Raw genomic sequence first — 9960 nt, 5'->3', positions numbered from 1 at the left:
GCGATCAGTCATAGAGCTCTGCTCTTTCAAAAAATCTACTTTAACTCCGCCGGTTCCCCCAGCACCTGAATACTCAACAGATGATGCGACGGCATTTTGGTACCGCGCTCGACGACGGGGACTTTGCCGTCCTCTTCCAGGTCTGTTTTCTTCAGCGTCCAGAGCACACGTTTATCGCGGGTGATTTCAAATGCCTGTATGTCGTTATCCATCCCTTTGCGATGATGATAGTCGGAATTGATCACCACCAGGTTCCCGTTTTCGAGGACCTGCACGCCGACGGGATATAACAGTTCGAAACCCAGGTCGTCCTGCTTGTCCAGTTGCCAGGTGATTTTGCCTGCCGGGTCGACTTCGATGATCCGATATGACGTAATGCAGGGGATCAGCGTGCGACCGTTCGCCAGTCGAATCGCGGTGAACGCGCGATCGTTGTCATTCAGCTTATACCGCCAGATTTCTTTTCCTTCCGCGTTGAGTTCCAGAATCAGTTTGTTATCGCGATACGAAATCAGGTACGTCCCCTGTGGGGTCTTGCGGGCCTGCATATAGCGGTTATGAACGTTCTTGCCGCCATCAGGCAGATCGATGCTGTGTGTCACTGTCTGATTGCGGTCGACCTCCAGCAACTTCTGGTTACCGCAATCCAGAATCAGCACCTTGCCGTCGGGCAGAGGCTGACAGGAATTGATTTCCTGTTTGCCTGGTTCACGCGGTATTTTGTAGTCCCACACCGTCTCTTTGTCCGGGTTCACTTCCCGCACGCCATAGCGATGACAAAACAGCACGTTCCCGTTCTGCAGCTGCCATGCATCATAGACCGTTTCGATGTTCGGCTGCTGGTAATGCCAGACGATGTGATTCTGCTCGTCCAGTTGCATGACGCCTTCACCGTAACCGATCAGCAGTGGGTGTCCCGGGCTCTTGTCTGCTCCGTTTGCCGGGCTTCCCTGCAGAACAAAACAGGTCAGTAAGGTGATGCAGATTACATGGAAGTATTTCATGGTGTGCTTTCAATTGAGCTTTCTGTGGGGTAAGCATCGCGTCTGTTTATCATAGTGTCACAAAAATTATGTGGAAGTCTCGGGTACCAGTTTGACCGGGTAGGTATTGCCAGACGCGAACTGGGGGACATAGATCGCGCCGTCGGCTGCGACGACCAGATCGTGCGGATGTCGGAAGAAGCTGCCCTGCTGCTGCATAGGCTGTAACGTGTCGTCAATATAGCGGGGCGGGGTGCCTCCGATATTGGAGACGATTTTGTATTCGCGATCCAGCACGGAAATATAACCGCGACTGTCACGGTCTTTCGGCCAGTTATCCGCCAGGTGGGGGACGAACATGTGTTCGCCGACAATCTGGATCATCCGGGGATTCGAACCGGGCAGCGAGATTTCTTCAATCAGTTTGCCCTCCAGGGTGAGGCGCTTGATCGTCTGTTGATCGCTCATCGCGATGACCAGTTCGGGTTCGCCGGGACCGCGAGCATCAATCACACCCCCGTGTGGCCCCCAGTGGGCGATGCCTCCTTCCGGTCCGCCGAAGTAATTCAGGAGTTTGCCCACGCGGTTGTAGCGCATGATATAATCTTTGCCGTAGCCGTCCAGCACGAAGAAATCGCCATTGGGCAGATGCAGTGTCCAGGCGGGGCGAAACTCGTTCTCGCTGGCATACTTGCCGGTTGACTTCGGATATGTGACCTCCATCAGAATCTCGCCATCCAGCGTGGTCTTGAAGACGCGGTGCAGATTCAGATCGGTAATGAACAGTACTTCCCGATCGTCCTCTTTGACGATCTCCAGGCCATGGGCTCCGGGAAACCGTGTGCCCCATTTCTTCAACAGTTTTCCATCCTTGTCATACACAATAACATTATTCGCACAGTGATCGGTGAGCAGATAAATCCGCCCCTGCGCATCAACGACCATGGCGCTACAGTTCTTGACTGGCGTTTTGTCATCGAGGACACCCCAGCCGGCGACGGGACGATATCGAAACTGGTTCTGTCCCAACACAGGCAGTTTGTTTTCGCTGGCGCTTAACGGATTAGCTCCCAGTGCAAGGGCTCCCGACAGCAGGGTCTGAGCCAGGAAGTCGCGTCGATGCAGTCGGCGGTCAAGCATGGTTTACTCCTGTGAGAAAGTGAATCATCGTTTCTTATTTCCCCTCAGCACGCCAGCGTTTCATCAATTGAATATTCGCTTCCAGGATCGCGGCCTGATCGGGTTCTCGCTTATGGCTCTTGTCCAGGTACGGTTTCATATCACTGTCGTACATCGCCTCTGATTCCGGGAAGCGGCCGCGGTCGTCTGTGTCGAGTTCCCAGTTTGCGAGCAGGCAGCGGAATTCGGTGAGTTGTTCTTGATACGCGGCGTCATCGGCCAGGTTGTGGATCTCCCAGGGATCGTTGGTGAGATCGTAGAGTTCTTCTTCGGGTCGCGTTTCGGCGAGATGCAGTGACTGGACGTCGTTCAGTTTGCCGGCAGCGTAAAGTTCGCGTAGCACCGGCATGAATGGTTTTCCGTCTTTATATCGACAGGGCTGCAGATAGGGCCGCGCGGGCAGGTAATTGCGGATGTACTTGAAATTCCCTTTGCGAACGCTGCGTATGTGATCGACGGTTTCGTCACAGCGGTCGCGAGCCGATACCACGTATGTACGCGGCCTGGCATCCGGGCCAAACAGGGGGCGCCCCTGCATGGTTGCGGGAATGTCAATGCCCGCGAGTGCCAGGCTGGTCGCCGCCAGGTCAATGTGCGCGATCAGTTCATCGCGTAACGATTTTGTTCCCACGAATTGTGGTCCCCAGACAACGAAAGGTATCTTCAGTCCTTCTTCGTAGAGAAACTGTTTACCGCGTGCATGACTGATGCCGTGATCAGTCAGAAAAAAGATGATTGTATTGTCGAGTACGTTTTCGGATTTTAATTGAGCCAGAATGCGACCGACCTGCTTGTCGGTGTAAGAGACCGAGTTCAGGTAGGCGGCCCAGTCTTCACGAATCACGGGGTGATCCGGGTAATAAGGGGGCAGTGTGACTTCTGCTGCTGTGATCAGAGTGTCCAGGCTGGTTTTCACTTCGTCGTACCAGCGACCGACGTTGCGCAGTTTTCCCCCCTGCAGTTGATATTGCGCGAAGAAGGGCTGGCCTTTGGCACGTTTTTTCCAATCAATGCCGTCATAGAGACTGGCTCTTTGATAAGAGAAGTTGTAATCCTCTTTGCCGGGCCGGGTGCCTTCCGGGTTGGCGTTCGTCGTATAATAACCGGCTTTGCGGAACAGTTCCGGAACAGTCTGCATGTCTGCGGGTAAGTTGATTTTCAATGTGCCGCGGGAACTGCGATGATGGTGCGCCCCGATGGTGGTCTGATACATGCCTGTAATCAGGGCGGAACGAAATGTGGAGCAGACCGGCGCCGTTGCGTAGGCGTTGCGAAATACCGCGCCTTCCCGGGCGAGTTGGTCGACGTGAGGCGTCTCGACCAGGGGCTCCCCCTGGTAACCGAAGTGGCAAGACATATCGTCGACCAGAATCCAGACAATGTTCGGCCGTTGTTTTGTGTTCGCAGCTGTCTCCGCTGCGGAGGTCCGGGCTGACATAATCAATATCAGGACCAGGAGAACGATGGGCATGTTGAGCGGCTTGAAGTTCACAGGGTCTGCTTTCTGTTGGTATCTGCGTGCCGATAACTAATCATTGGGCTTTAAAATATTTCGCCACTCTGGATAGATGGGGCGAGTGGTGCTGTTCTTACCCCCCTTCACGGGTGGCGCGGGGGGCATACTGGTGAGGGCCTGCTGCAGCAACTGCCGAGACTGTTCTGCCTGTTTGCCTGCCTGACCTGCTGCGAGATTGTGACTTTCAGTGAGATCCTGGGGGACGTTGAAGAACCGGCCGTCGCGGTAGAGTTTGAAGTCAGAGCTCCGTACATATTGATCCCCGGTGAAACGCCCCCAGTAGGGCTGGTAGTGATTCAGCACCCAGTCGCGGGGTTGTCCTGTTTCGCCATTCAACTGCGGCAGAAAACTGCGGCCGTCGATGGGATCGTCTTTTCCGAGCTTAACATCCGCCATTGCGGCGAACGTGGGGTAGAAGTCGGTGAAGTCGATCAGGTCATTCAGTACTTCTCCCTGAGGCGTGTGTCCTTTCCAGTAGGCGACGAGTGGTACATGGGTGCCCATGTCGGTGGTCGAACCTTTGCCGCCATGAATAGTTCGACCGTTCCACTGGGAGGTGATTTGCACGTTCGTGCCATTATCGGCGGTAAACAGGATGAGCGTGTTGTCCAGCTGGCCGACGTCCTCCACCTGTTTGACAATCTTGCCGACAATTTTATCCAGGTAGTTGACCATCGCCACAAAGTTGGCTTTGCGGGCGGCTTTTCCTTTCGGCTGTTTGTTGGCGGCCTGCGTGCGGGGTGCGTCGCCAATGGTATCGGGTGTGGGGACAAACGGATTGTGGACCAGCGTCGTCGGATAATAGACGAAGAAGGGTTCATCTTTATTCTTTTTGATGAAGTCACACAGGAAATTCGACATGATGTCCGGGCCGTATTGGTCTGCATTGTCTTCGATCGTGAGGAATTTGCCGTTCTGCTCCAGTGGCGGACTCCAGAAACGCTCGCCGCCCCCCTCTTTGATCTTGGTTCTCGTCGTCACCTGCCAGAGACAAAATTCATCGAAGCCCGCTTTGAACGGCCGCGTATTGTCGGCGTGACCTTCCGCACCGTGATAAAGTCCGTTTAACTGCCACTTGCCGGCGATGGCGGTTTTGTAACCGGCTGACTGCAGCAGCTGGCCGAACGTTTTCTCTTTGGGATTCAGATAACCAAAGTGCGTATAGTTACGAAAATTGTATTTGCCCGTCATCAGCTTCACGCGGGACGGCGTGCAGAGGGGCGTCGAATAACAGTTCGTGAATCGGACTCCCTGTTTTGCGAGCGCATCGATGTGCGGCGTTTGGTAATCCTCCGCGCCGTAACTGCTGAAACATTCCCAGCTGACATCATCGGCCATGATCAGAATGATGTTCGGCTTGCGCGTTTTCGTCGTCGTTTGCTGCGCGACGGCATCGCTGGCAAAGAAGCCTGCTGTGATGATCAACAATAAACTGACAACGAGTTGTTTCATTTCTGCTTCCGTTTCTTTTTCCTGCTACCACCTTTGGTGTGCTGGTCGGCTTCGAGTTCGGTCTGCTGGCCTTTATCGCCGCAGTGTTTCATCCAGGCGTCCAGCTCTGCTTTCAGCTCGGCCTGCACGTTCGCGTATTCCGGTTTGCCGGCCAGGTTATGCCATTCGAACGGGTCTTTGTGAATGTCGTAGAGTTCAATCGCGGGGCGTTGTTTGTAGCGGCGGACTTTATCCGCAGCATCGGCATCGCCGGCGGCGGCTTTCGCTTCCCAGCTTTTGAACTCGGGCGATTTCATGGCGACGTTGCGAAATTCAATTTCCGGTGTGAAGTTCCAGATGTACTTGAAGTCTTTTGAACGGACGGAACGAATGCCGAACGTGGGGGAACCGTTGATGATGCCGCGTGTGGTCATTTCGCCAAACACATGGTCTTTATGCTCCTGCTTGCCGGAGAACACGGGCAGCAGACTTTTTCCATCCAGCACCGGAGCAGGCGTGCCTCCCGCGGCTGCTACATACGTGGGGACCAGGTCAACGTATTCGATCATGGCGTCGTTGACAGTGCCGGGTTGAATTTTACCGGGCCAGCGGGCAATCATCGCGGATTGCAGGCCGGCATCGTAACAGGTCCACTTGGCGAAGGGCATGCTGCTGCCTTGCTCGCTGACGACGATGACCAGTGTGTTGTCGCGGAGCCCATGTTGATCGAGTTGATTGAGGATGCCGCCTACTTCGTCATCAAACACGGTGATTTCCGCCAGGTAGCGGGTCATGGCTTCGCGCGTTTCCGGTGTGTCGACAAAGTAGGGGGGTAGCTTCAACTGGCTGGCATCGTAGCGGCTTGGATCTCCCTGATCCCAGGGCGTGTGTGGTTCCCGGGAGCAGAAGAAGATGCAGAACGGATCTTCGCTGTCCTGGCATTCACTAAAAAAATGATCGGCTGCAGCCACCAGTCCCGCGCCTTCAGGCTTTTCAAAGGGGAAGACGGCTTTCGGACCGACATGACTTTTACCGCTAAGTGCCACGCGATAACCGAGCGGTTTCAGGTAGTGCACGATACTTTTCGTACCACGATTGGCCTGCGTGTGATTGGGGTAGGCCCCGGTCTTAACGGGATACTGGCCGGTGTAAATATTGTGCCGCGTAGGCGAGCACATGGGCGCCGCCTGAAAGCAACGCGTGAATCGCATGCCTTCGGTCGCCAGCCGATCGATGTTTGGTGTCTGTGCCTGACCGCCGTAACAGCCGATATCGCGAAACGTACAATCGTCGGCGATGATGAAGACAAAGTTGGGCTGCTTCGCTTCCGCCTGTTCGGTTACTGTCAAGCAGAGCATGGTCACAAACGCAAAGAATGGAATCCAGTGTCGAACAGGCATGATATCATTTTCCCGATGAGCGCCTCAGAGAACAGAATCGTTGATATCATGCTACCTTGCGAAGTTGTCTCTGCACAAGCAATTTCACGTAATTCACTTAGCGAGGTCGTAGTAAACGATGTGGCCAGGAACTCAAATCAGGCGAAAAGATCTGGCTCACCTGGAGGTCGCTGACTATGATGGCTACATGATCGACTATAAGAGTCTGGACGGTATTATCAATCAGCTTCAGCAGATCAAAGTTCCGGACCGATAAAAAGCATGGGACAAGGCAATCGAACCGGACAAGCTATCAAAGGAGAGATCGATGTTACACCAGATTGCATTTGTTGCTGTCATCGCGATTGCCAGTTGTACTTACGCAGCTGATGCGCTGCCTCCTTATGGAAAAATGACCGTTACCGAAGAGCTGATTCGACGAGAAATCGTTCGACTTGGCGGAGACTGGGAGTCAGGAGAGAAACCTAAGCTTGTCTCTTTTATCGGCGACAAATTCGAAAGCAGACATTTCGAAATGTTAACTCACGTTCCGACTCTCGAGTGGTTTTATGTGGATACATGTGCCATTGATGAATTTGCCCTGTCATGTCTTTCTCAAGTTCATCAGCTTGAGCGGCTGGACTTCGTAGAGTGTAAGCTGGAGTCTAAGGGCTTTTCGCTGCTCCGAAGCAATCGTGAACTCAAGGAAATCATTTTTGTTTCCGTTTTCATCTCAGATCAATTAATGACCGAGCTTGCAACATTTCAGAATCTCAAAAGCATTTCATTTGAAGAGTGTAAAGGGATAACTAAAGAGCGATTTTCGACCTTAAAAGCGGCATTACCCAACGTGATGATTGGTTATTAAAATCGTGGAAAAGAGACCTGGTCCATTTAATATTTCTAGAATCATAATAATGAGAAAGTTATGTCTACTCACAAAATTTTGTGGGGTTTTTTTCTTATTACCCCCTCGCTCATATTAATTATATTTATTTGTAGACTTCAGTTTTCTAAACGGAGTTCACATTATCAGTATCTTATATTTCCCTTTTTGTGCGGGATGTCAAACGTCTGTTATGGGTTTTATGTAAATGTGTTTTCTTACTATGGGAACGAAGTGTTATTGATATCTCTTCTTTTATTCTTCATACCGTTTATCGTGTTTTTACCAGTTTCAATGATATTCTTCTTGAAGAACAAACCACCATGGCTTGTATCAGTAGTTTTTATTACTTTAGTTTGGACCATAGTCTTGACGTTACCCAGAGTATCTTGAGCTCAGATGTGTCTAATTTTTCCAAGAGACAATCTCATGGTATGGCGCCACCAAATAATCCAAGTCATCCAGACCGACAAATGCCTATCGCTGGAGAAGGTGCAGCTGTTCCATTACTTTGCATAGGGTAAATCGAGAGGCTATTGATATGAACATAAGAAATTATCGAAGACTTAAGAAACTTTCAGGTACCTTATCAATCTTTATCATAATTGGATTCAGCATAACTGCAGTGGGGCTGTGGTGGTATACTTGGCCCTCTCGAACTTGGGAATCTTTTCTGATTGCGTTATCAAAGGATGATGCTCAAACAGCAAACAGTTATTGTGATACGGATACAATTAGAGTGAAGATTTTAAATGACTCAATCCATTTTTATATTCGACCGAATAAGCAAGGAGACTTTTTAGATTATCCGATGGATCATCTTTATGAATATAATTTCTCCCTCTTTCGTACTAAAAATGGACCTAGAGCATCAAATTTTTGGCAAATTATGACTGCAAATGTTCCCTTAACAGGTCCCAAAGAAATATGGTATGGGCATTTAAACTTCAAACGTGGTAAAATTCACTTTTCTACAGATTCCAGTTAGCTTTGGTGGTAAAAAACAGCAAGAAAACTTTGCGCTTGTGACCTTGCCTCCAACTCTGTACCTGTCATTCCAGGGTGGCATTGCCTACGGCATTCCTTCATCAGTAATCTCGCATCGCATTCGATCGACCAAAGGCTGATCGATGAAAACGATCATTGCCAACTTAAAATCAGACTCAACGACAATCAGCAGCTTCCAGTATAGTTATGATAATGCCGGCAATCGGACGCGAGTGATTGATGAGTCCGCGACGCCGACGACCTGGAGCTATGACGCGACGAACCACTTACACCTTCGATGCGAATGGTAATCAACAGGTAGTTGAAGCTCCTTCTGGAGGAAAAACTACTACGACCTGGGATTATGAAAATCAGCCGACATTAGTTCAAAAACCTGATAATAGCCGAGTCACTGCTGTGTATAATACAGATAACAGACGTATCAGAAAGGGAACATAACCGATGACAGTCACAAATTACCTTTGGGACCAAGACAGCTACTTGGAAGAATATGATGATGTTGGTACCACAACTGCGGCTTACTCCAACGAACCGACAATTTTTGGGATGGTAGTCAGTCAGCAAAGAAGCACTTCGACAAGCTTTTACCATTACGATGCGCAAGGCTCTACCCATCAATTAACCGACCAAAATGAAAATGTGACCGATACATTTTTGTATGATGCGTGGGGAAATGATATTGCTCGTACCGGAACGACAATAGCACCATTTCGTTTTATCGGTAATTTGGGGTATTATTTTGACGAGGAAGTTCTAAGTTATTATGTACGAGCACGAGTTTATCAGCCGATGATTGGAAGGTGGCTTTCAGTAGATCCGCTTGGATTCGTTGACTCAATTAATCGTTATTGTTACGTAGCCAATAGACCACGGTTCCTCTACGATCCTAGTGGAACGCAACAATGTTCATATTGTGGTCCAGAAATATTACAACGTCTTGTTGCAACTTTGAAAGAAGTCCAAAAAGTAGCTGCTTCTAACTTTAGCAAAAGTGGCGCAAAATCCGGAGTGTCAATTAATGATATGAATTGGCGGTGTGGTACAGGACAGACTCAATGGGATATATTGGATCTATATATTTCAGCAAGACTCGAAGTCGAAAATTGCCCACTACACTCGGAGTGTTGTAAACGCTGTGTTACTGTTGGTGGATTCAAGCAAGACCGATATGAAGTGAACTATGTGCTCTGGGGGCTTTTGTCACGACTTTGTAACGGTTATCTATGGACTGCAAAAGCATCTGCTAGAGCCTGGAAGTTGGGTAAAGGGAGTACCGGCAGAGAGTGTGAAGAAGGTTATACTGAATATGTAGAGAAGTGGGTAGAGGCCGGATGGAAATTCGCGAGTATACGTGCCGTTGTTGATTTTGCAGATACTTCAGGTACATGGATGAAGCTTGAGAACATTAAGTCTGAGCCAATCTCAATGAACATGCCAACTAAAGATAAACCTATTTTTAATGATTGTAAATATTGTGATGAGAAAGCCAAGGGGACTGGTTCATTTGAATTTTCTCTATGGGAGGGTATGGGGAATAATCTAGGTGGGACTATAGGAAGACCCTATGAGTAGGAAAGT

10 protein-coding genes are annotated in these 9960 nt (G+C 50.1%); 5 read left to right on the top strand and 5 right to left on the bottom strand.

What is annotated here, in order from left to right; all coding sequences use genetic code 11:
- Nucleotides 1-35 precede the first annotated feature (35 nt).
- The 5 genes from ACN0YH_RS22215 to ACN0YH_RS22195 form a co-directional block, all read right to left on the bottom strand.
- The gene (locus tag ACN0YH_RS22215; protein ID WP_417381789.1) at nucleotides 36-1004 is read right to left on the bottom strand and encodes a hypothetical protein; all 969 of its coding nucleotides are present in this window, start codon (nucleotides 1002-1004) and stop codon (nucleotides 36-38) included.
- 66 nt (nucleotides 1005-1070) lie between these two features.
- Nucleotides 1071-2123 carry a 6-bladed beta-propeller gene (locus ACN0YH_RS22210; protein WP_417381788.1) on the bottom strand — a complete coding sequence of 351 codons (1053 nt, stop codon included), beginning with the start codon at nucleotides 2121-2123 and terminating at the stop codon, nucleotides 1071-1073.
- Between the two features lie 34 nt (nucleotides 2124-2157).
- Nucleotides 2158-3633, bottom strand: a complete 1476-nt coding sequence (locus tag ACN0YH_RS22205; protein WP_417381815.1) for a sulfatase — start codon at nucleotides 3631-3633, stop codon at nucleotides 2158-2160.
- Between the two features lie 57 nt (nucleotides 3634-3690).
- The gene (locus ACN0YH_RS22200; RefSeq protein WP_417381787.1) at nucleotides 3691-5130 is read right to left on the bottom strand and encodes a sulfatase-like hydrolase/transferase; all 1440 of its coding nucleotides are present in this window, start codon (nucleotides 5128-5130) and stop codon (nucleotides 3691-3693) included.
- The gene (locus ACN0YH_RS22195; protein WP_417381786.1) at nucleotides 5127-6509 is read right to left on the bottom strand and encodes a sulfatase; all 1383 of its coding nucleotides are present in this window, start codon (nucleotides 6507-6509) and stop codon (nucleotides 5127-5129) included. The genes ACN0YH_RS22200 and ACN0YH_RS22195 overlap by 4 nt, the downstream gene beginning before the upstream one ends.
- 118 nt (nucleotides 6510-6627) lie before the next feature.
- On the opposite strand from ACN0YH_RS22195, the gene ACN0YH_RS22190 reads away from it, so the two are divergent.
- The 5 genes from ACN0YH_RS22190 to ACN0YH_RS22170 all read left to right on the top strand — a co-directional run bounded on the left by ACN0YH_RS22190 (nucleotide 6628) and on the right by ACN0YH_RS22170 (nucleotide 9954).
- Entirely contained in the window at nucleotides 6628-6765 is a 138-nt protein-coding gene (locus ACN0YH_RS22190) for a hypothetical protein (protein ID WP_417381785.1), read from the top strand.
- 51 nt (nucleotides 6766-6816) lie between these two features.
- Entirely contained in the window at nucleotides 6817-7356 is a 540-nt protein-coding gene (locus tag ACN0YH_RS22185; protein ID WP_417381784.1) for a hypothetical protein, read from the top strand.
- A gap of 559 nt (nucleotides 7357-7915) precedes the next feature.
- Entirely contained in the window at nucleotides 7916-8362 is a 447-nt protein-coding gene (locus tag ACN0YH_RS22180; RefSeq protein ID WP_417381783.1) for a hypothetical protein, read from the top strand.
- 142 nt (nucleotides 8363-8504) lie between these two features.
- On the top strand, nucleotides 8505-8672 hold the full coding sequence (locus tag ACN0YH_RS22175) for a hypothetical protein (RefSeq protein ID WP_417381782.1): 168 nt from the start codon (nucleotides 8505-8507) through the stop codon (nucleotides 8670-8672).
- A gap of 151 nt (nucleotides 8673-8823) precedes the next feature.
- Nucleotides 8824-9954: an RHS repeat domain-containing protein gene (locus ACN0YH_RS22170; protein ID WP_417381781.1), complete on the top strand. Its 1131-nt coding sequence runs from the start codon at nucleotides 8824-8826 to the stop codon at nucleotides 9952-9954.
- Nucleotides 9955-9960: the final 6 nt, after the last annotated feature.

The sequence above is a fragment of the Gimesia sp. genome (assembly GCF_048262075.1).
Taxonomy (GTDB): Bacteria; Planctomycetota; Planctomycetia; order Planctomycetales; family Planctomycetaceae; genus Gimesia.
The sequence above is the reverse complement of the archived record's forward strand: the minus strand, read 5'-3'. Positions and strand labels throughout refer to the sequence as shown.

Excerpts from the sequence above, each read along its gene's own strand:
- ACN0YH_RS22215 (WP_417381789.1), bottom strand. The coding sequence starts at position 1,004 with ATGAAATACTTCCATGTAATCTGCATCACCTTACTGACCTGTTTTGTT.
- ACN0YH_RS22210 (WP_417381788.1), bottom strand. The coding sequence starts at position 2,123 with ATGCTTGACCGCCGACTGCATCGACGCGACTTCCTGGCTCAGACCCTG.
- ACN0YH_RS22205 (WP_417381815.1), bottom strand. The coding sequence starts at position 3,633 with ATGCCCATCGTTCTCCTGGTCCTGATATTGATTATGTCAGCCCGGACC.
- ACN0YH_RS22200 (WP_417381787.1), bottom strand. The coding sequence starts at position 5,130 with ATGAAACAACTCGTTGTCAGTTTATTGTTGATCATCACAGCAGGCTTC.
- ACN0YH_RS22195 (WP_417381786.1), bottom strand. The coding sequence starts at position 6,509 with ATGCCTGTTCGACACTGGATTCCATTCTTTGCGTTTGTGACCATGCTC.
- ACN0YH_RS22190 (WP_417381785.1), top strand. The coding sequence starts at position 6,628 with ATGTGGCCAGGAACTCAAATCAGGCGAAAAGATCTGGCTCACCTGGAG.
- ACN0YH_RS22185 (WP_417381784.1), top strand. The coding sequence starts at position 6,817 with ATGTTACACCAGATTGCATTTGTTGCTGTCATCGCGATTGCCAGTTGT.
- ACN0YH_RS22180 (WP_417381783.1), top strand. The coding sequence starts at position 7,916 with ATGAACATAAGAAATTATCGAAGACTTAAGAAACTTTCAGGTACCTTA.
- ACN0YH_RS22175 (WP_417381782.1), top strand. The coding sequence starts at position 8,505 with ATGAAAACGATCATTGCCAACTTAAAATCAGACTCAACGACAATCAGC.
- ACN0YH_RS22170 (WP_417381781.1), top strand. The coding sequence starts at position 8,824 with ATGACAGTCACAAATTACCTTTGGGACCAAGACAGCTACTTGGAAGAA.